This is a genomic window from Flavivirga amylovorans (assembly GCF_030540875.1).
Lineage (GTDB): Bacteria > Bacteroidota > Bacteroidia > Flavobacteriales > Flavobacteriaceae > Flavivirga > Flavivirga amylovorans.
The window spans coordinates 158599-183093 of the sequence record NZ_JAUOEM010000001.1 but is presented as its reverse complement, the minus strand read 5'-3'; the positions used below and the strand labels follow the sequence as shown (position 1 = coordinate 183093).

The window sequence follows — 24495 nt, the reverse complement described above, 5'->3', positions numbered from 1 at the left end:
TCATTTCAAATATTTTATTATATCTAAAGTAAGCAAATCTATCTCAATGCCGACCAACAAATAATACTATATTTGAACATGCTTTTTAGCTCCGCTTTTTTTAAACTAAACAGAACACCATTGCTACTTGTAGTGGCGTGTTTATTGTTTTACCTATCCTTTGCATATAATTTAACTAGAACAGATTACACTAAGCTTATAACACTTTATATCGCTTTGTTGTTTTTATTTTATAAACTGATACTAATTCTAAAACACAATATATCGGCTTTAGCATGGATTTCTTTTGCATTTCGAGCCATTTTTATATTAGCCATACCTAATTTATCACAAGATTTTTATCGCTTTATATGGGATGGCCGTATTATTTTAGAAGGCATTAATCCTTATTTATACACTGTTGAATCATTTATGAATAAAGGAGAATCCCCAGTAGCACAAGCTCAGGAATTATATACTGGTATGGGACAGTTAAATGCAAGCCATTTTACTAATTATCCTCCAATCAATCAACTTTGTTTCGTGATTGCCGGTTTATTTGCAGGAAAAAGTATTTTAGGTTCTGCTATCGTGATGCGTTTACTAATTATTGCTGCCGATTTTGGTACACTTTATTTTGGAAAAAAACTACTTAAAAAACTACAGATACCAGTTTATACTATCTTTTGGTATATTTTAAATCCATTTATTATTATCGAACTAACAGGAAACTTACACTTTGAAGGAGTTATGATATTTTTCCTCATTTGGAGTTTCTATTTATTATATTCTGGCAAATGGCAATGGGCCGCGGTTGTTTTAGCACTATCAATTTCCGTTAAATTAATTCCATTAATATTTTTGCCTTTGTTTTTGCAGTGGTTTACGAAACGCCATGTCATTTCGACAAAGCACAGCGATGAACGCAAACAAGATGTCATAGCAGGGAGTAAGCAACGCGACAATCTATTAAGATGGATTCCTGACTTCGCAGGAATAACAAGATTAATTGGATTTTACACCATAGTTTTAATAACTACCATATTGCTATTTGCCCCTTTTTATTCATCAAAATTCATAAATAACTATGCTCAAACTGTTGGCTTGTGGTTCCAAAACTTTGAGTTTAATGCTAGTATTTATTACATAGCCAGAGAAATTGGATACTTATTTAGAGGCTATAATGAAATTGCTATTATTGGTAAGGTAACACCCATTATTGTAGTACTGTTTGTTTTAATTCTAACCTTTTTTAGAAAAAATAAAACATTCATTGAACTTATTACTGCTATGTTATTGGCATTATCTTTTTATTACTTTACCACGACGACTCTACACCCTTGGTACGTAGCAACACTTTTAATACTATCTGTATTTACCAAATACAAATTCCCTTTGGTTTGGAGTTTTGTTATCATACTAAGTTACTTGGCTTATATAAACCTTAATAAAGCAGATAAATCTGAAAACCTATGGGTTATTGCTTTGGAATATGTGATCGTTTACGGCGTCTTTATTTGGGAAATCCTTACAAAAAAGAATCATTCGCTAATTAGTTCTAAACGCTGAATTCTATATATAGCTTGATCTGTATCATCAAAATCTTCAATAAACTTCAATTTAAAAGATTTTCCGATATAGGAATTGTCTTTTTTTAAATCGTAGTGATAAAGTGCTTTAGGATGAATTTCCTCAAAATCTAATTGTACTCCATCGTCAAACAAAAACGTATAATAACCGTCTTCGTATTGCTGAAAAATTGCTGTTTCCATTTACAAATAATTTACTAGATACCTTTTATTTTTCTTCTTCAAAATTTGCATCTGGTACTGGTGGATTTGCCGTAGGAGTATCTTCTTCATCTCCAAAATCGGCCATAGCTTTCGCTAAATATGTCCCAACTTTTACTAGGTAAATGGTATCCTCTGTTTTCACCTCAACTGCTTCAATGAGATCGTTATGAGCATTTCTAAATGAAATGATGTGGTCATCATCATATCCATCAGGAAATTTCTCAACTAAAAGATTTAAAATATCCTTATTAAGTTTCTGATAATCTACAATAATTCGTTTCATTTTTTTATAATCGGTTAAGTTTTAATACACTTTTTTGGTTATGTTAATATACAAATTAATTTCTAAATTTAATCAATACAAATTCTAAATAAACGCACTTTAAGGTGATGCAAATCTGTATCTATATGAGATAGATATTTTGAAATAAAGGAAGTCAATTTTAAAGTTCGGTTACCTTTTTTATAAGCTGCTTTTAAGTTTGACTTGCCAATCTTCAAAAACCCGAATACATAAACATATTTCATAATGCTCAACTAAGTGCTTATACAAATGAAATATAAAAAATTTAGTTTAATGTTTTTTTAAAATTATTTTTTGCATAAAAATTGAATCCATTTTGAAAGTTATTCTTTGGATTGAACTATTCGTTTCTTTTTGTGATTAGTTTGAATTCGTACCAAAAGTTCTTAGAAACTGAAAGCAAAAAGGGCTAAAAAACATCAAGTTCTAACTGCATTTTAGACCAATAAAAAAGGCTACCCAAAAGGTAGCCAAAAGTATATACTTATTGTTGCTGTTTACAGCTTTTCCAATTTGGTAATCGTATTAACTTCTGTTTCTACGTCATTACCCTCTGCATCTTTAGTGACTGCAATTTCAGTAGTATAAGTCACCTTAAAAACCACACCAACTAAAGCATCAGAACTCAAATCGAAATCACTTAAAACAGCATCTTCAACACTCTGAAATAATAACTTATACGTTTCACCATTACTTTGAGCTGTAAAACTATATGCATTACCGTCATAACCACCATAAACGGCATCTACTTCCTTAGAATCTTGAATAATGAATTGTACTTCATTTAAAGGCGCTTCTGTTTTAAAACTTGATAATGTAAAAAACAGCATAATAAAACTACATAACATAAATAAAAACTTTGTTCTCATTTTGATAAAATTTAAAAATTAAAATAAAACAATTTACAGGAATTAACCTGTTCGGTTAAGTTCATAACACATTAATAGCTTTACGTCTAAAACTATTGACCGTTATTATATTATAAATTACGCAGCAACATTTTTTTTAGATTTCAAAAAATGGTTTTTAACTAAAGATTAACAAAAGACTGTTCAAAATGTTTTTCAAAACGCTTCTTTATTAGTGTTTTAACCATCAAGATAAGCTTGTATTATGCTTCTGTTTGTCATTTAAAACAATTAGAAAAACAACTAATAAAAAGATAATGGTGAAGTAAATGATTATATGTTTTCTAGCTTAGGAAAGCAAACTAGTTGTTATTATAGTGAACTCATTTAGACTTTTTCAATTTGCAAAAAAATGGCTGTTTTCAGCTCTGTTTTTGTCTTTTTTTCCTTCCGTAACTCTGCTATGCAACTCTAAAAAGTCTAAATGAGTTCAGTATGTATTAAGATAACCCACAAACTAATTCAACAGAAAATTATTCTAGAATAAAATGACTACAGCATCCTCAAAGTATTCAATTCCTGCTCAGTAAGATGCTTCCATGAACCACGAGGAATGTCCTTTTTAGTAAGGTGACCAATGGCAACACAATCCAAGCTTTCAATTTCATACTTTAAATAATCGAATATGGTACGAATAATAGTGTTTCCTGTGTTTTTAATTTTAAGGCCTATTTCTTTTTTTGAAGCACCATCAATATAACTAATCTCTTCAACTGATATTAATCTTCCTTCCACTTTAAAACCTGTCTGGATTTTTTTTAAATCTTCTAGCTTTAAGTTTTTAGTTAGTTCTATATGAAATAAACGAGGCACACCGTTTTTAGAGTTTGTAAACTTGTCTACAATAATATCATCATTGGTAAATAGTAATAAGCCTTTAGAATTTCTACCTAAACGCCCTATAGGTTTTATTCTGGAAGTTGTTGCATTAGCAACTAAGTCCATAACAGTTCTCCCTTTACCTTCGCTAGTTGTAGTTGCAAACCCTTTTGGTTTATTTAGCAACACATAAGCTTTCTTTTCTGGATTAATACGGGCTCCATCATAACGAACCTCATCCCCAATCTTAACTTTATACCCCATTTCTGTAACAACTTTTCCGTTTACAGAAACTAAACCAGTAGCAATATGAACATCGGCCTCTCTACGAGAACATATTCCAGAATTAGCAACATATTTATTTAATCTAATCTCGTCTGGATTAGATGGTTTTTTATTTTGTTGTCCGTCATTCTTTTTAAAAGACGCATTTCCCTTCGCAAAACTTTTTTTAAAATCTTTTTTAGAATCTCTATTTGAAGTCTTTCCTTTTCTTTGTCCGCCTTGTTGTTTACTCATCACCCTAATTTTTTTGCAAAGATATAGTTAAATTTATGATTGACGATTTAAGAATGCCAATTTGTTTTAATCCTTAAATTCAACTGTAGATTGACGTGTTCTATTAACACTTAGCTTAGTAACATCTGGTCTTGAATAATGCCCAACAGGGTCAAAATTTTGACGTTCTTCCAACACACGATTAAAATCGATTGTTTTTACAATTAAACCTTCTTCATGTAAAACTGGTTCAACAATCCATTCACCATCTGGTCCTGCGATACAACTACCTCCATTTGCTAAAATACCCGGAGCTTTATCTAATATCTCTTCTAAATGTGGGGTGTCTTTTGGAAAGTCCTCTTTAGTCATTAAACTAGATACAGATATTACAAACGAACGCGATTCTCGAGCTATAAATCGTGTAATATCCTTCGTATTATGGTCTCCTCCTGGCCATACAGCAATATGTAAATCTTCGCCTAAACCATATAAGGCAGCTCTTGGTAGTGGCATCCAATTTTCCCAACAATTTAATCCACCAACCGTAAACTGTTTTAAAGAGTGTACTTGTAATCCATTCCCATCTCCTGGAGACCATGTTAAACGTTCATCATAAGTTGGTTGTAATTTTCTATGAACCGATTGAATATTCCCTTCTCGGTTAATATAAACTAAAGAAGCATATACACTGTGCCCTCCTCTATCTAACGGACGCTCTATAATCCCTAAATAAATAGCAATTTTATGCTTTTTAGACAACTCGCAAATAGATTCTAAATCCCCTTTTTCTATACAAATAGCATTAGATACGTAATGTGCATGCAATTCTTTATTTACGGTTTTATCCCATTCAGCACCTCCTGTTAGTGCTAACCAAAAAGGATAGCCTGGCACCAAGCCTTCTCCAAAAACAATTAATTCCACGCCTTCTTTGGAGGCATCTATAATAGATTTTTCTACTTTTTTTAAGGTCTCCATTTTGTTCAGCCAAACTGGTGAAATCTGAGCAAGTGCTACTTTAAGTATGTTTTCTTCCATTAAATTCTATGTAAAACGATTGTAATATCAATCAACAAAATACTAAAAACACCTAATACAATAATAAACTTTAGCGTATTGTGCAGAATAAGATAGTGTGTCTTTGTTTTTGACCTCCATATTGATATTAAAAACCCAAGTAATAATAATGTGCTTAAATAAAAATATAAATACATATGCCCTACTTCATACTTAAATAGTAACAAATATGTTGGAATCAGGGTTAAAGCCGATAATATAGTCAACATCAACTTTGACGCTTTTTCTCCATATATAATTGGAATCGTTTTGTAATCCTGAACCAAATCGCCTTTTATGTTTTCCAAATCTTTAGTGAGTTCTCGCATAGAAATAATTAGAAACAAAAACATGGCATGTACAAAAATGACGGCTTCGAAATTTTTATAGTACATAAAAATGGCGAAAAATGGTGTTATTGTTAAAATAGCTGATGTTAGATTTCCAATAAACGGTTGTTTTTTTAGCTTATGGGAATAAAACCAAATACCAAAAATGTATATAGAAAAGAATATAACTGCTTTAAAAGAAACATAACTTGCCATAATGACTGCTAAAAAATTTAAAACAAAATAAAAAGAGAGTTTTGTATTTTGACTTACTAATCTATCTAATCTCGATTTAATAGGTCTGTTTATTAAATCTTTCTCAGAGTCATAAAAATTATTTATAATATAACCTCCTGCAATGGTAACCGCAGAAGCTAAAACAATCATAAATAAATTAAGATCAAAAACGACCTGTTTTAACGGTTTATTATGCGCTAAAATATAGATAGAGGTTAAATATTGAGCAATAACAATAATTAAAATATTATAGCCTCTAACAACAGAAAACAAGCTAAAAAACTTAAGTAGGATATGTTTTTGCTTTCTGTTTAACATAAAAACTTATTATAGAAATTCTGAAATACATTCAGAACGATAAACGTGAAGTTTAGAAGTTATAAACGACTTCTAATTTATAGTCACTAAGTGCTTGTTTTGCTCTATCGATATTTTCTGTAAATCCAAGGATATAGCCTCCGCCACCAGAACCACAAAGTTTTAGATAATATTCGTTTGTTTCAATACCTTTCTTCCAAAGTTCATGAAATTGCTGTGGAATCATAGGTTTAAAGTGATTTAAAACTACTTTCGATAAGCTCTTTGTATTTTTAAACAACGACTTTATATTTCCATTTAAAAAATCGTCGATACATGCATCGGTATGTTTTATAAATTGATCTTTAAGCATACTACGGAACCCTTCTTGCTTCATATTTTCCATAAAAATACTCACCATAGGTGCTGTTTCTCCAATAATACCACTATCTAGTAGAAACACTGCATTTTTACCCTCATTTTTTTGAGAAGGTATGCCCGTTGCTTCAATATTATCTTTAGAATTGATAAGAATCGGAATACTTAAATAACTGTTCAATGGATCTAAGCCAGAAGATTTACCATGGAAAAAAGACTCCATTGCCGAAAAAATGGCTTTTAATCTTAACAATTTTTCACGAGTTAAATTCTCTAAAACCGTAATTTTATCCTGAGCATATTTATCGTAAATAGCAGCAACTAATGCGCCACTACTTCCAACTCCATATCCTTGTGGGATAGAAGAATCAAAATACATACCAGCATTAACATGCTGTTTTAGTAATGCTATATCAAATGTTACTAATTTAGAATCAATACCTTCTAAATAGTCAACAAAACGTTTTAAACTTTCGTTTGACTCAATAGCTATATCTGAAGGATTTTCGTCCGTCTTTAAAGCTCCATTGTAAAAATTATAAGGTATTGATAACCCTTTAGAATCTTTAATGATTCCATACTCTCCGAAGAGTAGTATTTTTGAGTAAAATAAAGGTCCTTTCATAAATTACTTTTGATTTGGCTTGTCAAAATTACAATTGTTTTGCTCCAAATCCAATTTTATCGTTAATATACTGACCTTTTTGACAAAATGCAACTAATTCATTCTTAATGAATTCACAAACTTGCTCAGATTCACTTTCAGGGTACAATACATGTACATTGGCACCTGCATCTAGGGTAAAACAAACTTTCGAGTTTGTAGTTTGTCTAAATGACCAAATTTTATTTATAATTTCTAAGGTATTTGGTTTCATTAAAATAAAATAAGGCATACTGGTCATCATCATTGCATGAAGCGTTAACGCCTCACTTTCAACAATTTCTATAAATGTATCCAAATCGCCTTCTTTAAATACATTTATTAAACTTGATAAATTCTTATGAGCTTGTTTAAAGCGTTCTTGTGCAAACGGGTGACCATACATTAAATTATGACCAACCGAGCTACTTACTTGTTTTTCACCTTTATCAACCAACAAAATAGTGTCTCGGTAATTTTTAAAGTTTTCATGTACTTCAAACGGATACTTAACACCAAATAAATCTGAACTACCTTCAATTTCGTGATGTTTTCCCCAAACTACTAAATCGCCTTCTAAACTTCTACAAGCACTTCCAGAACCTAAACGTGCTAAAAAAGATGCTTTTTGAATGAAAAAACCATCATTAATAGTGTTTTCGTCTGTACTCATGGCTACATCAGATTCAATCAGCAATTTTTCTAGACTCATTAAACACATGGCCAAAGCACTCATACCACTTGCAGAAGAAGCTATACCAGAACTATGTGGAAATGTATTAGAGGTTTCAATCTTAAAATGATAGTTTTTTAAAAACGGTAGATAAACTTCAATTCGTTTGAAAAAGGTTTCTATTTTTGGTTTAAAATCATCTTTTTTATCGCCATCTAAAAAAACGTCGAACGAGAAATTATCCTGTTTTTCTTTTTTAGAAAAACTTAATATTGTTGTTGTTTTACAATTATCTAGCGTAAAGCTAACGGATGGATTCTCTGGAATCTGGTGTTCTTTTTTACCCCAATATTTAACTAAAGCGATATTGCTTGGTGATGTCCATGTAAAACTTCCATCTTCAACAGAACTTGTATAAGCTTTAGGAATGAATCGTATTTCTTGCATTCTTTTTTAAATCTACCGATAATTAATATTTGGCAAAAATAGGAAATATCAAATTGGTCACCTATATGTAATTATAATTTGACGCAACCAAATAAACACTTTTGTATCTACTTATAAACCAAGAAAGGCACTATGAAAAAAATAATACTAATTTTTGCTTTAATTGGATTCATGTCATCTTGTTCGAATGATGATGAACCAAACAAAAACACCTTAAATGGTACCTGGCATTTAATAGACGTCACTTGCGAATGCTCCCCTGTTGATTTTCAAAAAGGAGAACATGTTTGGAATTTCAATCTATCAAACAATAAAATAACTGTTGTTAACAATCCTGACGAGAACCTACAAATACTAGATACTGGAAGTTACCTTTTTTCATTAAAAGAAGGGAAGATAACGATTCTATCGGTTGAATATGATTATTATTTTAAAGATGGTAATCTGTTTTTATCTGACCATCCAGAAGTAGATGGTCCTTTAATAGAATTCACAAGGAATTAAGATACATTTGAGGATAACTCTAAAAGCTTTACCATCGTTTTATAATTTCTAGCTGTTGATGTTGTTTTTAGCTTACGTTCAAAAAAATTATTACTGTACTTAGCCTTTCCATAACCCGTAGAACAATAAAAGTAAATACAATCTTTCGTTATAACGAATTCTTCATTTGGGTATGATAATTTTGCAGCTTCGTTTACTAAATCTTTATCTGGAATAGTATATAATAGTGTAAAATAGCTATTTGTTTTCTTTTCTTCAGAAAATGGACAGTCATCAAAGACCTTTTGTAAACTCTTTGGTGTTTTTATAAGAATTGGCACTTCAAAACCAAAATATGCTTTGATAGCCTCGTGTATCCTTAATTCCAACTTTTGAATATCTTGTTCTGATGATTTGAAAATCACATTCCCACTTTGGATATAAGTCTGTACATTTTTTAATCCAGAGTTAGTTAGTAACTCCCGTAACTCTGCCATTGGGATCTTTTTTTGCCCGCTAACATTAATACCTCTTAAAAGTGCTATGTATGTTTGCATTTAAAAATCTTGTTTTTGATTGAGTATATGATAAATTATAATATTGTCACCCGCCTTAATCATATAATGAATTGAGTAGTTAAATTTATTAAATCCAAGAACCCTAATATTTTTATACTTAATTTGAAATGCGGTAGGCATAGAAGAAATGAGTCTCAATTGACTAATTAAATCATCCATAAACATACCATCTTTATTCATCAACTTGAAATAGTATAACGCTCTGTGAAGTTCTAGCTTAGCTTCTGACGAAACTCTATAATTTTCTTCCATAACTCGCTAAAACCTCAGCAACAGATGTTGTTTTCAAATTTCCTTCTTTATCTCTTTTTATCATATCGTCCATCATAGCTTTATAAGCTTCCGAAGGCTCAGCAAAGCGAGCTGCTGTATCTTCTAACGTATATTCAATATAATTTTTAAGTGAACGCTTTTGGAGTTTCGCCTGCTTTTCAAGAATCTCGATAGCTTTATCATCTAACTCTATTAACTTTTTTGTTTTTCCCATGATATATACATTATATATATCTAATATATAAAATAAATATTGAACAGATATTTATTTTGACTAATCTTTTAGTTTTTAGAAAGCCATACAAATCATTTTTTACAATGAAGTCATTTAAACTTTTTTCATTTACTAAAAAATTGCCCTTTTTAGTTCATTTTTGTCTTTTTTGCCTTCCGTAGCTCTGCTATGCAACTTAAAAAAGCCTTCAAATGATTCAAAAAATGACTAATTTTCGCTTAAACACAAAAAGTTTAAATCACTTCAATAAACCGATATCATGTTGAATGAGGAACAATTGAAATATTACACTCTAATAGCTTTTATGTTATTCTGATTATGTGATTTCTCCTATCGTCGAAATGACTCGAAACTCAAAATAATAACTAACTAACAATCGATTTAGCTGCAATATAAGCACCTGTCCAGGCATTCTGAAAATTAAACCCTCCTGTAATAGCATCTATATTTAAAATTTCACCAGCAAAATATAAGTCTTCACAAAGTTTGCTTTCAAAGGTTTTAAAGTTAACCTCTTTTAAATTGATGCCTCCTGCTGTAACAAATTCTTCTTTAAAGGTGCTTTTACCAGTCACTTTAAACATCGCTTCTGTTAATTGTAGTGCTAAAGCTTCTAATTGCTGCTTGTTTATATCTGCCCATGTTGTAGTCATGGAAATATCGGATGCTAATACTAATTGTTGCCATAGTCTTTTTGGTAATTCGTATTGCGTAAATTTAATTACCGTTTTTTTTGCCAACTCTTGTTTTAATTCCTTTAAATCAACCAAACAGTCTTTAAAGTCTTGTTTTATAAAATTGATTTTAATTTGAAACTTATAATCACGTTTTGCTAATTCCAAGGCACCAAATGCTGAAAGTTTTAAAATTGCAGGAGCACTCATACCGACATGCGTAATGAGTAATGGACCTTCAGACTCTAAATGACTATCAATAACTTTGACAGTTACATTCTGAGCTACAACTCCAGGAATATCTTTAATTCGAGGATCTCTAATATCGAAAGTAAAAAGAGAAGGAACGGGTTGTGAAATAGAATGTCCTAAGTTTTCTAATAAGCTCCAAATCTTCGGGTTGCTACCAGTTGCTATCAATACTTTTTTTGAAGCAAATCCTCCTTCTATTGTTTCTAACTCCCATAAGTCTTGTTTCTTTTTAATAGACTTTACCGAATGATTGTATAAAACTTCTACGCCATTCTTTTGTGCCTCTTTTAAAAAACAATCAATAATGGTTTGAGATGAGTTTGATTCAGGAAACATGCGACCATCGTCTTCAATTTTTAATGGAACCCCACGCTTTTCAAACCACTCCATAGTATCTCCCGTCATAAACCGATGAAAAGGTCCTAATAATTCTTTTTCACCTCTCGGATAATTTTGCACTAATTCTGAAGGTATAAATTCTGCATGCGTCACATTACAGCGCCCTCCTCCAGATATTTTAACTTTTTGAAGTCCATCTTTTCCGCGTTCTAAAATGGCTACTTTTAAACTCGGATTTTGCTCTGCAATATTAATAGCTGCAAAAAAACCTGCTGCTCCTCCTCCAACAATAATAACGTCGTATGTTTTCATATTAAAAATTACTGCGTAAATTTAGCATTATAAATGATGACTGCCTAAATGAATAAATTTCTTTTATTAGTAATACTCTTAACAGTTTCATGTAATCCAGAAAGTCAAAACGTGATTGCTGATTTACCTAAAACGTTACACGAAGTTTCTGGAACAGAAATAGTATCAAATTCGGATGTAATCTGGATGCTAAATGACAGTGGAAACGCATCTAAAATTTATGGATTAAATAGAAAAGGTAAGATAAAAAAAGAATTAAAAATTGACGCAAAAAACCATGATTGGGAAGATTTAACAGCAGATAAGGCTGGAAATCTTTATATAGGTGATTTTGGAAATAATGTTAACGAACGTAAAAACCTATGTGTTTTAAAGGTAAATGCAACCGATTTAAAAAGTTCGAAAAAAATTGATATTGAACGTATCTCTTTTACATATTCAAACCAGAAAAAGTTTCCTCCAAAAAAGAAAAAATTATATTTTGATTGTGAAGCATTCTTCCATTACAATGATAGTTTGTATTTGTTTACTAAAAGTCGTGTGAAAAACGATTTTGGTAAAACACACTTATATAAAATTCCTGCTAAAAAAGGCAATCATATAGCTGAACTCATTAGTACGTTTAGCTTTTGCGACGATTTACATTGTTGGATAACTTCTGCTGATATAAGCGATGATGGAAAACAAATGGTTTTATTAACCCAGAAATCATTTTTGGTTTTTACCGATTTTACTTCAGACGATTTCTTCAATGGTACTTTTAAACAGTATGATTTTAAAAATGAATCACAAAAAGAAAGTATTTGTTTTAAAGATAGAAACACGGTTTATATTACTGATGAAAAAGCCCATGGAGGTGGCGGGAATTTGTACGAGTTTAAGTTGGAGTAAACTTTTATCTGTCTCCTCGAGAGGTTGTTAATTTTAAATAACTTAAATAAATAGGTCTCGACTGCGCTCGACCGGACACAACTTTCGATTAGCGTATTAAACTTTGGTAAACCTTGAATAAGTTCTATACAAAAGTTCAGGATGACGTTAAAACCCAAATCCCATTCTAAAAGCTAAACGCAAACCGTCATCACTATTAAACACAGATAGGTTTAAAGTAATCATATTTGCAGCATTCGCAAAAATACCACCACCAATAGACGTATTCCAATTATCTGAATGATCATTTGGATTTAATAATAAGTCATTATCAACCCAAACACGCCCATAATCTACACCTCCATAAAACCCAATATTTAAAGGTAATAATCCTGTTTTTACTTTGCGTAAATTTAATCGTATGTCGGTACTTTGAACAAATGAACTTTCACCTGTAAATCGTTCGTTTCTATAACCTCTTAAACCATTATTAGCACCTATGTTTGCTCCTTGATAAAACTCAAACCCGTCTCCAAAATTCACATGGCCTTTCAGCTTTGTTGCTAATACTAATTGCCCACTAGGCACTAATTTATAATCGAAGGCTATTTCTGGAATTAGATATGCAAAACCTTTTGATTCGTCCAAGTTGTTTTTATATCCTGTTTGTAGTGCTATCATCATTCCTAATGTTGGAAATGCTTTATTATCATAATTCTCATAATGATATTTTGCATCAATACCATAATAGTCATTCTCAACCTCTGTATTATTTCCAATAAACTGATCGTTAATAAATCGTCCTTCCGTTTCTTCTACTTCGTAAGACTCGTATAATAATCCTATTTTAAAACTAGCGCCCAAACGACCTCGCCAAATTAATGATGGCGAAAATTTCAGTGTTTGTAATTTGACACGATTATAATCTAAGGACACATCTAAACCATCATTATCATCCGCTTCTGGATTTGGTGTGTTATTACCAAATCCGAAGAAATTAATAGCATAATTAGGGCTTGTAAATTGTGCCTGTAAGCTTAAATTCATATTCCCAACAACTTTTGCAAACTCCCCGTTATAACCAAAATCAAACCCCTGTGTTGCAAAATAATAAGCTCCGGAAACTATATGCTTAGATGTAAAAGGATTCCGCATAAAACCGTAATTAGTTAGGGTGTTAGAAAACCCTATTTTAAGTCCATCATCTGGATTAGAACCTATAGTTGGCATTAATTGATTACTACTGTTTTTTAGTTTTTTATAGTCGTAAACATTCGTTTCGTAATCATCTGTAAGTTGTTTTCGCCCTTTATTTGTAGCGAATGTATTTTCTTTGGATTTATAATCATAAATATTTACACGCTTACCATTTTTGATATTATAAGTATCATTATTCTGTCCTCCTATTAATCGTATTTTTATAAGCTTATCACCTTCTCCTGAAACTTCAAACACATCATCATCATCTAAACCATAAATCCATATTTCTTTAGTATTTATACAGCTATAAGTTCTTTGATGAAACACATCTGCTTTTTTTCCATTTTTAATTCTATAAGCTGTTACTTTAGTATCCCCTTGAGGCAGGCGCTCTATTTGAAACCAATCGTCTTTATCGGTTCCTTTAACAACTGCGAACTTACTTATATGGTCGTAATATGTATCAGAAATGGCTTGTAAATTAGAGCGTCTTCCTTTAAGTTTACGTTTAATATCTTTTATACTTTCATCACTGACTTCAGGTGGGAAGTTTAAAAATGCTTCTTCAATTATGGCATTTGTTAAATTTTCTACAATATGTTTTACCTGAGCATCCCAAACACTTTTATCAGATTGGTTAATTAAAGTCATATCTAAAGGATAAGGCTCTAAATTAAACCATTTTGGTGTTTTTAATTCTTCTTCGTAACTCTGTAATAAACGTAATGAAGGCACGATGGTCGTTGCTAAACCAAGTAAAGTACCATCTGCCATAATAGAAAACGCCTGGTCACGGTCTCTTGGAACCGGACGATATATTTTTTTACCTTTTTCTTTAAATTCTGCCCAACGCCACTGGTCTTCATGTCTATCCCAATCACCAATCAGCATATCAAATAAACGTGCCCTTATATACGCTTCTTCATCTACAACATGATCTTCATCTTCTTTTAATTCCTTTAATAAATCGTCTGTACTTACAAGTTCATCAGAAAAACCAAAACTAGCTTTATCGCCATGACCAGAGCTTGCACGTTCTTCAATCATATAAAGTTCGTTTCCAAACTCGCTATTAAATTGACCTAAGGTTGATTGCTTTGGCACATAATAAAGCACTGGATTGGTATGATAAATACCAACAGCATCAGAGAGTGTTCCTATTGTAAAAGGTGCGTAAGGATGTGACCCTGTAAAAACATCTAGTAGAATGCCTTCTGTATAAGAATCTTCAAATTGGCCTTCTATATATTGGTCTTTAAACCCCACTGCTTGTATATACTGAATCGCATTTTTACGAAGTGCTCTCATAACATATTCTCTACCTTCACTATCTTTTAATCGCAAAGATTTTGATTGATGGCCTCCTCCTTTTCTAACTGGGGTTAATCCACCAAAAAGTGTATCGAGTCTTACTGTAGGTGCTTTAACCTTCGTACTAAATTCATCACGATAGCGTTTACCCCAAAGCATTTTATAAGTGCCTCCTTTGGTCGTTTCTTCTTCAGAGTAAATAGAAGCTACAACTTCTTTTTCAGTATTATCCTTGTAAGTTTTAATCGTTTTTATTTCTTCTGCTTCTAAAACCTCTGTTTGAAACACAACGGTATCATCTTCTGCCGAATAAAAACGAACATGCGATGATCCATCTTTAAACACATCTAATCTTGCATAGCCCTGAGCCGCATAAGAAAATTGTCCGTTCCCAACATTACGAGCAGCCTTTTCTTTAGAGCCAGAACCGCTTACTATTTGAGGTAAATTATCTTGAACAGTGTATTGCAAATTATGATCGTGTCCAGATACAAAAACAACTTTATCGTTTTCCTGAGATAATGTAATAATGCGTTTTCTAAATTCATTATACATCTTATTCTGAACATCTACAATCGTTACACCTCCAGTTTTACGGATTAAATTTTTAAGCGTTCCTAAAACTGGGATAGGCTTCATATGATCTTTCATAGAATACTGTCCACCATGGGCACCATTAGTAAACATGGGATGATGCAAAGCTACAATGGTTGTTTTCCCTCTTGCTTTCTTTATTTCACTTTCAAACTCATCAAAAAACTTAGTTTTGGTTTTTATCTCGCAATCGTCATTTATTGTCGGATGTTTGTTCCAATCGGTTAAATACCATTCCGAATCGACCACAATCATAACGATATCATCTGATATATTTATCCTTTCAATCGGACAACCATTTTCTGGTAGAAATGTATTTTTACCTAATATTTTTTCAATGTATTTTTCTTGCCTCTTAAGCCCTTTAAGTCCATTGTTATACCAATCGTGATTTCCCGGAATAAAAACCGTTTGCCCTTTAAAATCTTTGACCGCTTCTGTTTGAATATTTAACTGATGTTCTGCAAAGGCTCTGCCTTCATCTTCTTTTTTCGGTAAGCCTTTTGGATAGATGTTGTCTCCTAAAAAAAGTGCTGTACTATTTTTTGAAGCTTTGCTTAATTCTTTTTTAAATGATTGTAATCCTTTAGAAGACATTCCTAAAGGAGAATTACCAGCATCTCCAATTAAATAAAAAGAGTGTTTGATCTCTTTATTTGGGAAAGAATTAGTTGTTTCTGAGTTTTTATATTGTGGTTTATATGTAGCACAAGCGCTGAATATAAATAGTATAATTAAACTTAGAAAGATTCTATATTTTGTATTCATATGAGGGTTTTATGAACGATTAAAGGTAATAATTTAATCTTTTATAATGGTTGTATCAAAAACGACTTCACTTGCAATGGTTTTGTGTACTGGACATTTTGATGCAATTTCTTTTAAGCGTTCTTTTTGTTTTTCATCCAAATTACCAACAAATTTCAGCTTTTTACTAATATGATCCAAGTAAGTTGGCATTTCTATTTCCAAGCCCAAATCGTCACTATGTTTTCTGGAATGTGTGACATATACAAACACCTCTTGTAAATCCCATTGCTTACGTTGTGCATACATTTTCAAAGTCATAGCTGTGCAAGCAACCAGACCAGCGTTAAGATATTCGTAAGGCGAAGGCCCAAAATCATCACCTCCAATAGAGGCTGGTTCATCTGCAATCATCGTATGATTTTTGGTTTGAATGGAAGTTGTAAAGTTGTCTTCAACTAAATTTAAATGCCCTACTAATTGCTCGCCTTTAATTTCCAACATTTTATTTTCTTTAGGCTCAAAATAGCGTTGAACCCAAGTACCAATTATATTTCCTGCATATTTACTATCGTTTGGATTTGATAGTAAATGATCGGCATCATCAAGTGTTACAAAACTTTTTGGGTGATGCGCATAATGGTATAGATGTTCTGCATTTTTAATACCTACAACAGTGTCTGTGGGTGCGTGTAAAATTAATAATGGCTTTCGTAATGTCTTTACAATAGAAGGCAAGTCGGTTTTATCAAAATCTTCAACAAAATCCTTATTAATTTTAAAAGGGCGCCCTCCAATATTAACTTCTACTTCCCCCTTTTCTTTAACCTCTGCAATACCATGAGAGAACAAATGCGTTACATGACTTACTGTTGCGGGTGCTCCAATGGTTGCTACAGCTTTAATATTCTCTAATTGAGAAGCTGCAGAAAGCACTGCTGCACCTCCTAACGAATGACCAACCAATAGAGATGGTGCTTCGTAATTAGAATTCATATAATTACTTACAGCAATTAAATCATCAACATTGCCAGAAAAATGACTCTCAGCAAATTCTCCTTCACTTCTACCTAAACCTGTAAAATCGAATCTTACCACTCCAAAACCATGGTTCGTTAAGGCGCGACTAATATTTTTTACGGCACTTAATGAACTTGTACATGTAAAACAATGTGCAAAAATGGCAAAGTAGTTTGGTTTTTGATTTGCCGGCAACTCTAAATATGCCTGAAGTTTTATGCCTTTGTTATTTTGAATATTTAGTTTTGAGCTTTTCATTTTTAAAATTTTATACTATAGTCGTAGCTAGATGTGCTACTTTACTTTGGTTAATTTGATGAGAAAACTTTTGTAGCAAGTATTTTAATTTAGGATCAATAAATGTTTTACAAAAAGGCTTATTTGGATTTTTTTGATAATAATTTTGAATGGCTTCTCTTGAAGCTTTAAAGGATTGAAAAGGATGTACTTTAGTAATTAATGCATGATCAAAGTCTTTCTGAAAATCTTCAATGATACATTTCGACGCTCTTCTTTGTTCTTCTAAAAATGTATAGACAGCAGACCTATATTTACTTCGCATGGAATGATTACTTGTACTTTTATGTGTGTGCAAATGAATTTCAATAAGTGTTTTTAATGAAATCTCATCCCTATTGAAATGTACAATGATAGCTTCTGAAAAGTTACTGTTTTCTTCTACTGAAGCCACATAACCTTGCTCAACTTTCACGACACCTTTTAACGATTGAAATACAGCTTCTGTACACCAATGACAACCACCTCCTAGAGCTATTTTATCTAGTTTACTATTCATCTAAATTTGCAATACGTTTGTTCAACTCTTTATCAGACGGATTTCTTAATTTTTTATCTCCAACTGTTATTGTTGGAAAATTGAGTTTTCTGTTTTCATATAAACGTCTTAGTTCATCAGCAAAAGCATCATTCTTTTCGACATCAAGAAACACGTAATCTAAATGACGTGTTTCAAAAAATGTCTTATAGTATTGTGTTTTGTGACATCTATCTGCACCATAAAGCTTAATGGCTTTTTTCATTTAACCAATCGTTTTTAAAAAATGGATTGCTGCATCTGGGTTTAAATGAAAATCTGAGAATACAACTTTATCGTGTGTATCAATAAAAATAAACCAAGGGGTTCCTCCCGTTTGATAATTAGTCATCATATTTGATCGCGATTTACCATCATCTCCAGCATCATGCCCAAACGGTATGTTTAAGTCATACTTTTTTTGTGTTTCCACCATCTTTTGGTACGTATTAGCCTCATGCCCTTCAAAAACTGTCTGTATGGCCAAAAAGGTGATGTCCGAATGTTCTTTTAAAGCATCTACCATTTTTTTAAGATCTGGTAGTCCTTTACTATGGCAGCCTGGACACCAGCTTTGAAAACAGTATACTATTTTAAATTTACTTTTTAAATCTGAAAGTTTTATGGCTTCCGTTTTATTTCCATGAGCGTCAATCCAATCATTGACATGAAATTCTGGAGCATTAAACACTTGTTTTTGCCCTGAATGATTTGACATTATAATGAGTCCTTTCTTTTTTTAATTATTTCAATTTGTCTGCGTGAAGTTTACGCAGTTTTGCCAATTTAGGCGTAATTACAAAGCTACAATAGCCTTGTTCCTGATTATTTCTATAGTAGTTTTGATGATCATCTTCTGCTTTATAAAACACATCTAAAGGGCTAATTTCTGTAACAATAGAATTCTCATAATAAGGAGCTACTTGCTTTAAAACAATCTCAGCAATGTCTTTTTGCTTCTCATCATGATAATAAATAACCGATCGGTATTGTGTGCCTTTATCTGCTCCCTGTCGATTCAAGGTTGTTGGGTCGTGAGTTGTCATGAAAATAACTAATATATCTTCATAAGAAATCACATTAGTATCAAATGTTACCTGAATCACTTCGGCATGTCCTGTTAAACCTGAACAAATTTCACGATAGGTCGGATGCCCAGGGACATGACCTCCTGAATATCCAGATACTACTTCTTCAATACCTTTAACTTCTAAGAATACGGCTTCTGTACACCAAAAACAACCGCCACCAAATGTGGCTAGCTCTAAATTTTTATTTGTCATTGATTGTCTCCTTTTCCAATTGCATAGATTCAGAATTTATACAATAACGTAAACCGCTAGGTTCTGGTCCATCTGGGAACACATGTCCTAAATGCGCATCACAAGTATTACACATCACTTCTACGCGTACCATACCAAATGCTGTATCTCTTTCATATTTAATAGCATTTTCTTTAATAGGCTGTGTAAAACTGGGCCAACCCGTTCCTGAGCTAAATTTAATAGTAGAATCAAACAAAGGTGTATCACAACAGACACAGTTGTACTTACCTGCATCATGCGCACTACAAAGCGCACCACTATGTGGATGTTCGGTTCCTTTTTGTCTGGTAATTCTAAATTGCTCTGGGGTTAATTGAGTACGCCATTCTGCGTCTGTTTTTTCAACGCGCCTGTCTGGAGTTGGATTTCCTTTTACAGAAAAATTGATTACATCTTTCCAAGTTAGCATAATAATGTTCCTTTCTTTTTTAATTAGTATTAATATGCTTTTACTTTAATACTAGTCTAGTCTAAGTTTAATTCCTTACAGTTTCTCGTACAATGCTATTAAACTAACATTGAGTTCTCGTATATAAATATCCATGTAAAGTACCATTGAAATATACGACAAAATATAGTGTTTAATTTGCATTAAATAAAGAATTTCTTGGAACCAAATCATCTCAAAGGTAGAGCCATAGAAGTATTTCGCTGGTTTTATTTTGACAAAGAAATAAAAAATCGAAATTCCGTCATTTAGATGCCCGTTTTATTCATTACTTAATAGTTTTATAATAATAAATTCATGAATCTTACGATTTCACGGGAATGACAATTTAAACGGAAGCCCCGAGCAGAATCTCGGAGGAGTTTTTTTAATTAAAGTTTAGTATTTTTACTGAAAATCATTTCTTTTCTATGGACAATCTTATTGCTGAAGCAGAAAAATATGTCATTCAATATTTAAACGATAATCTTGATAACAAATTTGTTTATCATAATTTATCGCATACCCAAAGTGTTGTAAAAAAAACCAATGAACTCGCTGAGCTTTCGAATTTAAAAGAAACCGATAAATTCCTTTTACTCTTAAGTGCTTGGTTTCATGATACTGGCTACACAAAAAGTATTGATAATCATGAAGATGAAAGCGTAAAAATTGCTAAACCTTTTTTAAAAGAGCATAATATATCTGAAAATGACATAAAGCGTATCTCTGATTTAATTTTAGCTACTAAAATGAATTATGAGCCAAAAGATGAGTTAGAAAAAACAATCAGGGATGCTGATTCTGCTCATATAGGAAGCAAAAGATTTAGTGATATTACAGAGTTACTTAGAAAAGAATGGGAGATTGCATACAATAAGATTCTGAGTGAAGAAGAATGGTTGAACATGAATATTGATTTTTTATCTAATGAGCATCGGTTCTACACCGATGTAGCTTCAGCTAATTGGGATAAAACAAAAAGTAAAAACCTTGCTCAATTATTGAAAGCTCAGAATAAATTAAAACAAGAAGCTACCAAACTAAAGCATAAAAAGGAGGAGCTAAGTTTTAAAAAAAATAAAGTTGCACTACCAGAGCGTGGTATTGAGACCATGTTTAGGGTCACTCTTAAAAACCACATCACTTTAAGTAATATTGCAGATACGAAGGCTAATATTTTATTGTCGGTTAATGCTATAATTGTATCCTTAGTCCTTTCTAATTTAGTTTCAAAATTAGATAATGCTTCAAACCAGTATTTAATTGTTCCAACAATTATTTTTGTATTATTTACAGTTATATCTATAGTGTTATCCATTTTAGCTACGCGTCCAAATGTTACAAGTGGCAAGTTTACTAAAGAGGACGTCGCTAATAAAAAGGTTAATTTATTATTTTTTGGTAACTTTCATAAAATGAGTCTTAAAGACTTTGAATGGGCTATGGGAGAAATGATGCAGGATAGAGATTATCTTTATTCTTCCATGAAAAAAGATTTGTATTTTCTTGGATTGGTTTTAGACAAAAAATATAAAATACTTCGTTTAACTTATAGTGTATTTATGCTAGGCATTATAGTGAGTGTTCTTTCTTTTGCTATTGCATTTCAGTTTTATTCTGGTGCTACTACAGTTATGTAATAAAAATTTTAAAATAGATTGAATTGATTGAGAATAAAGATTTTGAGAATCTAAATTATTCTGACAAACCTTTAAATAAGGAAGAATATGAAGATTGTCGGTTTACAAAATGTGATTTTGTGAATGCTGATTTATCAAACATGTCTTTTACAGACTGCCAGTTTACCGATTGCCATTTTAGTTTAACCAATATAAGTCATACTGTACTTAACAATATCCATTTTTCTAATTGTAAATTGTTAGGCATTCATTTTAATAACTGTGATGATTTATTCTTATCTGTTTCTTTTGATAACTGTAACCTAGAACTTTCTGTATTTTACAATTTAACTTTAAAAAAAATGCTTTTTAAAGACTGTAATTTAACCAGCGTGGATTTTACTGAAACTAATTTATCTGGCAGCACTTTTCAAAACTGCAATTTAAAACATGCTCTTTTTCAAAACACGATGTTAGAACGTGTTAACTTTAAAACAGCATATAATCTGTCTTTAGATCCTGAAAATAATAAAATAAAGTATGCTAAGTTCTCAAAAGAGAATGTAGCAGGGTTACTTGGTAAGTATCAAATTAAAATTGAAAATTAAGCCCTAATCTCTTTCATTAAGTCATCATAAGTATAGAATGCCTTATCATTTTCATCTTTATGATATAGTACACTTACTCGAATCGCTTTAAGACCTGTAACAGCTTGTAAATCCTGAAGCTCAACTATTTCAACATCTGTATCTAAATAGTGTCTGGACTGTAAAAATTTAATATATCTTAAATACTCTTTTTCATCTTGCTTTTGAGAGTATACAATACTAATCTTCCCTTTTTGAGTAACCCGTTCTGTAGTGCCTTTTATATATGCTTTATCTACTCGTTTTTTTACAATTTCGTAACGGGCATTATATGTCCCATCCACATCGAATTGTTTTTCATCCATTCTGAAACTTATAGATAACGGTTGATTAAATACCAATATCATAGATGCAACATCTAACGATACTGGAAAATCTGATCGCATTTGGTAATATGAATTTTCCATTTCACACATCACCTGTAATTGCCACAAACGTAAATTATACAAATAGATAAGATTAAAGCTATCTTCTCTGGTAATGGACTCTCCAATGTACATGTTATGCTCTACCCCATCTGTTTTAAAACGCTCAAAATAATGTGGGTACATTAGTTGTGCCTCCACTTGTTTTATATCTAAAAGGGACGCCATTTTTTTATTAATCAATGCAATGGTATCATCATAGTCTTTTCTATGTCTATAAAGCATATTTACTTTATCATCAATACTATCAAAATAGGCATTAATTTGTTCTTTTAATTCATCTATTGTATATAAATGTTTAAGAACAGGCTCTATATCCTGTTTAAAAAACTCAGAGATCTGTTGCTCACTATCCACCTGAAAATGAACACTCAAACCTTTAAGGTAATTATCTGTTTGATATATTAATTGCTCATAAATTGGTAAGCTTTCTATTTCTGAAGCACTTTTAAATATTCTTTTTACGGACGATAATTGAAGTGTTAAATCTTGTTGCGTTGCTTTATTTCGTGCTTCAGATGATCCTTTAATATCAATTTGTCCGTAAAGTGGATAAATATTCTCAAAAGCTATCTTTTTAAAAACAGCTTGTTCTCCGCTCATTTCAGACTTTATAAAATTCCTTGCTTCTCTTTCAAATCGCCAGTGTACACTTGGGTGTATTGAGGTGCATTCTTTTTGTATAATCGCTTCTATTAAATTCTCTTCATCACTTTTTGATCGCTCAACCGCCGATATGATAAACGGCATGACATCTATTAATTTGTTAGCATTTATACTGTTAAGTACTTGCGGTGTACTAGACACTATTTCTAATATTCCCATTAAGCCTTTATCATTAGCTATAGGTGCAAAAATGGCACTTTTTATCCCTTGCTCATATAAGGCTGTAATATGTGGTACTTTGCCTTTAGATAATTTGAACATTTTATCGACGTCCGATACAGAAAAGAATTTATTTTCATTTAACAACCTATCATAAGACCAACTACATAAAGCACCTCTACAACAAGTACTTTCAGATTTGTTCAGCAAAAAACTATTCATCCCAACACCATAAACACGCTCAAATGTTTCTTCTTCTTCATTATAGATTGTAAACCCAACTTTTATATCATTTATTCCTAAAAGAGATCTGAAAACTTCATGAAACTCCTCAATGAAACCTTCATCTTTTCGCTTGTCTTCACCAATAAGATTAGACTTAATATTGGATATGGATTGATCATCTGTAACATCAAAAATATTTGATATAACGAATCCCTTAAATATATAACTATTAGGAGGAAACTTTTCTTTCCAAAGATCTATGTTTTCAAAATTATCGAGTAATTCATCATAGTCTTCCTGAGTGATTTTTTTTGCAGCTTCTGTTCGAACGATTTCACAAAAATCTGCATTATATAGTATTTTGTAATAACGAAGTATCCCATTAGCATCGGGGATTTCGTAATAAAATGGTCTCTTAAAATTTAAATTGTAGCCGTAACAAAAATTTAAAATGATAGTACATGCTATGATATATCTATCATCTTCTGGCATATTTTTTATTTGAAGCTCAAAATTATCACCCGCCGTTTTAATGATACTTTTAAACCGCTCTGATGAATTAAATATTAAATTATGAAAAGGAACTGATGCTGTTTTTATTTCATTTTTAGTTAAAACGGGACTAAATGAATCTTTAAGAATAATTGCTATTTCCTTCTCTCTTTTTTTTAATATTGAAACATCACTAAAACCTTTTTCTAACTCTGGATAAGCGCAGGCCATATCTATAATACGCTTCGCTCTGGCCGCAACAAATTCATCATCACTTTTAGCCAAAGCTTCATAGTGTTTAAGCATGACATTAAAACTCACCTTTAAATTTAAAGGTGATTCGATGTTATCGTTAATATCCATAATATTAGATCTATTAGAATACAAAGTTACAAATTATTGGTTTAGTCGATATAAAATAGACTTGATAACATTAAAAAT

At 31.6% G+C, this 24495-nt stretch carries 24 protein-coding genes; 5 read left to right on the top strand and 19 right to left on the bottom strand.

Going from position 1 to position 24495, the window contains the following annotated elements; all coding sequences use genetic code 11:
* The first annotated feature begins 78 nt into the window (after positions 1–78).
* Positions 79–1548 carry an MptA/MptB family glycosyltransferase gene (locus Q4Q39_RS00605; protein ID WP_303280437.1) on the top strand — a complete coding sequence of 490 codons (1470 nt, stop codon included), beginning with the start codon at positions 79–81 and terminating at the stop codon, positions 1546–1548.
* Here the strand turns inward: Q4Q39_RS00605 and Q4Q39_RS00600 are convergent.
* The 8 genes from Q4Q39_RS00600 to Q4Q39_RS00565 all read right to left on the bottom strand — a co-directional run bounded on the left by Q4Q39_RS00600 (position 1521) and on the right by Q4Q39_RS00565 (position 8364).
* Positions 1521–1751 carry a hypothetical protein gene (locus Q4Q39_RS00600; protein ID WP_303280436.1) on the bottom strand — a complete coding sequence of 77 codons (231 nt, stop codon included), beginning with the start codon at positions 1749–1751 and terminating at the stop codon, positions 1521–1523. The genes Q4Q39_RS00605 and Q4Q39_RS00600 overlap by 28 nt on opposite strands.
* Before the next feature lie 25 nt (positions 1752–1776).
* The gene (locus Q4Q39_RS00595) at positions 1777–2055 is read right to left on the bottom strand and encodes a hypothetical protein (RefSeq protein WP_303280435.1); all 279 of its coding nucleotides are present in this window, start codon (positions 2053–2055) and stop codon (positions 1777–1779) included.
* A 518-nt stretch (positions 2056–2573) separates the two neighbouring features.
* Positions 2574–2945 (bottom strand): hypothetical protein, encoded by a 372-nt coding sequence (locus Q4Q39_RS00590; protein WP_303280434.1) that lies wholly within the window; start codon positions 2943–2945, stop codon positions 2574–2576.
* 531 nt (positions 2946–3476) lie between these two features.
* The gene (locus Q4Q39_RS00585; RefSeq protein ID WP_303280433.1) at positions 3477–4322 is read right to left on the bottom strand and encodes a pseudouridine synthase; all 846 of its coding nucleotides are present in this window, start codon (positions 4320–4322) and stop codon (positions 3477–3479) included.
* Positions 4323–4388: 66 nt separating this feature from the next.
* Positions 4389–5342, bottom strand: coding sequence for a carbon-nitrogen hydrolase family protein (locus tag Q4Q39_RS00580; protein WP_303280432.1), 954 nt, complete (start codon positions 5340–5342; stop codon positions 4389–4391).
* Entirely contained in the window at positions 5342–6244 is a 903-nt protein-coding gene (locus Q4Q39_RS00575) for a geranylgeranylglycerol-phosphate geranylgeranyltransferase (RefSeq protein WP_303280431.1), read from the bottom strand. Before Q4Q39_RS00575 ends, Q4Q39_RS00580 begins: the two co-directional genes overlap by 1 nt.
* Before the next feature lie 52 nt (positions 6245–6296).
* On the bottom strand, positions 6297–7226 hold the full coding sequence (locus Q4Q39_RS00570; protein ID WP_303280430.1) for a mevalonate kinase family protein: 930 nt from the start codon (positions 7224–7226) through the stop codon (positions 6297–6299).
* 28 nt (positions 7227–7254) lie between these two features.
* The gene (locus Q4Q39_RS00565; protein WP_303280429.1) at positions 7255–8364 is read right to left on the bottom strand and encodes a diphosphomevalonate decarboxylase; all 1110 of its coding nucleotides are present in this window, start codon (positions 8362–8364) and stop codon (positions 7255–7257) included.
* A gap of 132 nt (positions 8365–8496) precedes the next feature.
* On the opposite strand from Q4Q39_RS00565, the gene Q4Q39_RS00560 reads away from it, so the two are divergent.
* Positions 8497–8868: a hypothetical protein gene (locus Q4Q39_RS00560; RefSeq protein ID WP_303280428.1), complete on the top strand. Its 372-nt coding sequence runs from the start codon at positions 8497–8499 to the stop codon at positions 8866–8868.
* Here Q4Q39_RS00560 and Q4Q39_RS00555 read toward each other — a convergent pair.
* From Q4Q39_RS00555 to Q4Q39_RS00545, 3 genes are all read right to left on the bottom strand, one after another.
* Positions 8865–9404, bottom strand: coding sequence for a DUF1697 domain-containing protein (locus Q4Q39_RS00555; RefSeq protein ID WP_303280427.1), 540 nt, complete (start codon positions 9402–9404; stop codon positions 8865–8867). The two genes, Q4Q39_RS00560 and Q4Q39_RS00555, sit on opposite strands and share 4 nt — an antisense overlap.
* Before the next feature lie 256 nt (positions 9405–9660).
* Positions 9661–9912, bottom strand: a complete 252-nt coding sequence (locus tag Q4Q39_RS00550) for a hypothetical protein (protein WP_303280426.1) — start codon at positions 9910–9912, stop codon at positions 9661–9663.
* Between the two features lie 386 nt (positions 9913–10298).
* On the bottom strand, positions 10299–11510 hold the full coding sequence (locus Q4Q39_RS00545) for a BaiN/RdsA family NAD(P)/FAD-dependent oxidoreductase (RefSeq protein WP_303280425.1): 1212 nt from the start codon (positions 11508–11510) through the stop codon (positions 10299–10301).
* A 48-nt stretch (positions 11511–11558) separates the two neighbouring features.
* Between Q4Q39_RS00545 and Q4Q39_RS00540 the strand changes: the two genes are divergently transcribed.
* Positions 11559–12401: a hypothetical protein gene (locus tag Q4Q39_RS00540; protein ID WP_303280424.1), complete on the top strand. Its 843-nt coding sequence runs from the start codon at positions 11559–11561 to the stop codon at positions 12399–12401.
* A gap of 147 nt (positions 12402–12548) precedes the next feature.
* On the opposite strand, the gene Q4Q39_RS00535 is transcribed toward Q4Q39_RS00540, so the two are convergent.
* Genes Q4Q39_RS00535 through msrB form a run of 7 tightly spaced genes read right to left on the bottom strand, consistent with a single transcriptional unit; the run spans position 12549 to position 19800 of the window.
* Positions 12549–16253 carry a metallophosphoesterase gene (locus tag Q4Q39_RS00535; RefSeq protein ID WP_303280423.1) on the bottom strand — a complete coding sequence of 1235 codons (3705 nt, stop codon included), beginning with the start codon at positions 16251–16253 and terminating at the stop codon, positions 12549–12551.
* Positions 16254–16286: 33 nt separating this feature from the next.
* Positions 16287–17510 (bottom strand): bifunctional alpha/beta hydrolase/OsmC family protein, encoded by a 1224-nt coding sequence (locus Q4Q39_RS00530; RefSeq protein WP_303280422.1) that lies wholly within the window; start codon positions 17508–17510, stop codon positions 16287–16289.
* A gap of 10 nt (positions 17511–17520) precedes the next feature.
* Entirely contained in the window at positions 17521–18048 is a 528-nt protein-coding gene (locus tag Q4Q39_RS00525) for a peptide-methionine (S)-S-oxide reductase (RefSeq protein WP_303280421.1), read from the bottom strand.
* On the bottom strand, positions 18041–18292 hold the full coding sequence (locus tag Q4Q39_RS00520; RefSeq protein ID WP_303280420.1) for a glutaredoxin family protein: 252 nt from the start codon (positions 18290–18292) through the stop codon (positions 18041–18043). The genes Q4Q39_RS00525 and Q4Q39_RS00520 overlap by 8 nt, the downstream gene beginning before the upstream one ends.
* Positions 18293–18784 (bottom strand): peroxiredoxin family protein, encoded by a 492-nt coding sequence (locus tag Q4Q39_RS00515; protein WP_303280419.1) that lies wholly within the window; start codon positions 18782–18784, stop codon positions 18293–18295.
* 25 nt (positions 18785–18809) lie between these two features.
* Positions 18810–19349, bottom strand: a complete 540-nt coding sequence (msrA, locus tag Q4Q39_RS00510) for a peptide-methionine (S)-S-oxide reductase MsrA (protein ID WP_303280418.1) — start codon at positions 19347–19349, stop codon at positions 18810–18812.
* On the bottom strand, positions 19339–19800 hold the full coding sequence (msrB, locus tag Q4Q39_RS00505; RefSeq protein ID WP_303280417.1) for a peptide-methionine (R)-S-oxide reductase MsrB: 462 nt from the start codon (positions 19798–19800) through the stop codon (positions 19339–19341). The genes msrA and msrB overlap by 11 nt, the downstream gene beginning before the upstream one ends.
* A 449-nt stretch (positions 19801–20249) precedes the next feature.
* On the opposite strand from msrB, the gene Q4Q39_RS00500 reads away from it, so the two are divergent.
* Positions 20250–21461 (top strand): Pycsar system effector family protein, encoded by a 1212-nt coding sequence (locus tag Q4Q39_RS00500; protein WP_303280416.1) that lies wholly within the window; start codon positions 20250–20252, stop codon positions 21459–21461.
* Positions 21462–21484: 23 nt separating this feature from the next.
* Positions 21485–22048, top strand: coding sequence for a pentapeptide repeat-containing protein (locus Q4Q39_RS00495; protein ID WP_303280415.1), 564 nt, complete (start codon positions 21485–21487; stop codon positions 22046–22048).
* On the opposite strand, the gene Q4Q39_RS00490 is transcribed toward Q4Q39_RS00495, so the two are convergent.
* Positions 22045–24417 (bottom strand): GAF domain-containing protein, encoded by a 2373-nt coding sequence (locus Q4Q39_RS00490; protein ID WP_303280414.1) that lies wholly within the window; start codon positions 24415–24417, stop codon positions 22045–22047. The two genes, Q4Q39_RS00495 and Q4Q39_RS00490, sit on opposite strands and share 4 nt — an antisense overlap.
* Positions 24418–24495 lie beyond the last annotated feature (78 nt).

Bases quoted from the DNA above. Each gene is read 5' to 3' on its own strand.
- Q4Q39_RS00525 (WP_303280421.1), bottom strand. From the start codon at position 18,048: ATGAATAGTAAACTAGATAAAATAGCTCTAGGAGGTGGTTGTCATTGG.
- Q4Q39_RS00565 (WP_303280429.1), bottom strand. From the start codon at position 8,364: ATGCAAGAAATACGATTCATTCCTAAAGCTTATACAAGTTCTGTTGAA.
- Q4Q39_RS00550 (WP_303280426.1), bottom strand. From the start codon at position 9,912: ATGGGAAAAACAAAAAAGTTAATAGAGTTAGATGATAAAGCTATCGAG.
- Q4Q39_RS00555 (WP_303280427.1), bottom strand. From the start codon at position 9,404: ATGCAAACATACATAGCACTTTTAAGAGGTATTAATGTTAGCGGGCAA.
- Q4Q39_RS00575 (WP_303280431.1), bottom strand. From the start codon at position 6,244: ATGTTAAACAGAAAGCAAAAACATATCCTACTTAAGTTTTTTAGCTTG.
- Q4Q39_RS00490 (WP_303280414.1), bottom strand. From the start codon at position 24,417: ATGGATATTAACGATAACATCGAATCACCTTTAAATTTAAAGGTGAGT.
- Q4Q39_RS00515 (WP_303280419.1), bottom strand. From the start codon at position 18,784: ATGTCAAATCATTCAGGGCAAAAACAAGTGTTTAATGCTCCAGAATTT.
- Q4Q39_RS00535 (WP_303280423.1), bottom strand. From the start codon at position 16,253: ATGAATACAAAATATAGAATCTTTCTAAGTTTAATTATACTATTTATA.
- Q4Q39_RS00595 (WP_303280435.1), bottom strand. From the start codon at position 2,055: ATGAAACGAATTATTGTAGATTATCAGAAACTTAATAAGGATATTTTA.
- Q4Q39_RS00605 (WP_303280437.1), top strand. From the start codon at position 79: ATGCTTTTTAGCTCCGCTTTTTTTAAACTAAACAGAACACCATTGCTA.
- Q4Q39_RS00580 (WP_303280432.1), bottom strand. From the start codon at position 5,342: ATGGAAGAAAACATACTTAAAGTAGCACTTGCTCAGATTTCACCAGTT.
- Q4Q39_RS00590 (WP_303280434.1), bottom strand. From the start codon at position 2,945: ATGAGAACAAAGTTTTTATTTATGTTATGTAGTTTTATTATGCTGTTT.
- Q4Q39_RS00530 (WP_303280422.1), bottom strand. From the start codon at position 17,510: ATGAAAAGCTCAAAACTAAATATTCAAAATAACAAAGGCATAAAACTT.
- Q4Q39_RS00570 (WP_303280430.1), bottom strand. From the start codon at position 7,226: ATGAAAGGACCTTTATTTTACTCAAAAATACTACTCTTCGGAGAGTAT.
- msrB (WP_303280417.1), bottom strand. From the start codon at position 19,800: ATGCTAACTTGGAAAGATGTAATCAATTTTTCTGTAAAAGGAAATCCA.
- Q4Q39_RS00520 (WP_303280420.1), bottom strand. From the start codon at position 18,292: ATGAAAAAAGCCATTAAGCTTTATGGTGCAGATAGATGTCACAAAACA.
- Q4Q39_RS00585 (WP_303280433.1), bottom strand. From the start codon at position 4,322: ATGAGTAAACAACAAGGCGGACAAAGAAAAGGAAAGACTTCAAATAGA.
- Q4Q39_RS00500 (WP_303280416.1), top strand. From the start codon at position 20,250: ATGGACAATCTTATTGCTGAAGCAGAAAAATATGTCATTCAATATTTA.
- Q4Q39_RS00560 (WP_303280428.1), top strand. From the start codon at position 8,497: ATGAAAAAAATAATACTAATTTTTGCTTTAATTGGATTCATGTCATCT.
- Q4Q39_RS00540 (WP_303280424.1), top strand. From the start codon at position 11,559: ATGAATAAATTTCTTTTATTAGTAATACTCTTAACAGTTTCATGTAAT.
- Q4Q39_RS00545 (WP_303280425.1), bottom strand. From the start codon at position 11,510: ATGAAAACATACGACGTTATTATTGTTGGAGGAGGAGCAGCAGGTTTT.
- Q4Q39_RS00600 (WP_303280436.1), bottom strand. From the start codon at position 1,751: ATGGAAACAGCAATTTTTCAGCAATACGAAGACGGTTATTATACGTTT.
- msrA (WP_303280418.1), bottom strand. From the start codon at position 19,349: ATGACAAATAAAAATTTAGAGCTAGCCACATTTGGTGGCGGTTGTTTT.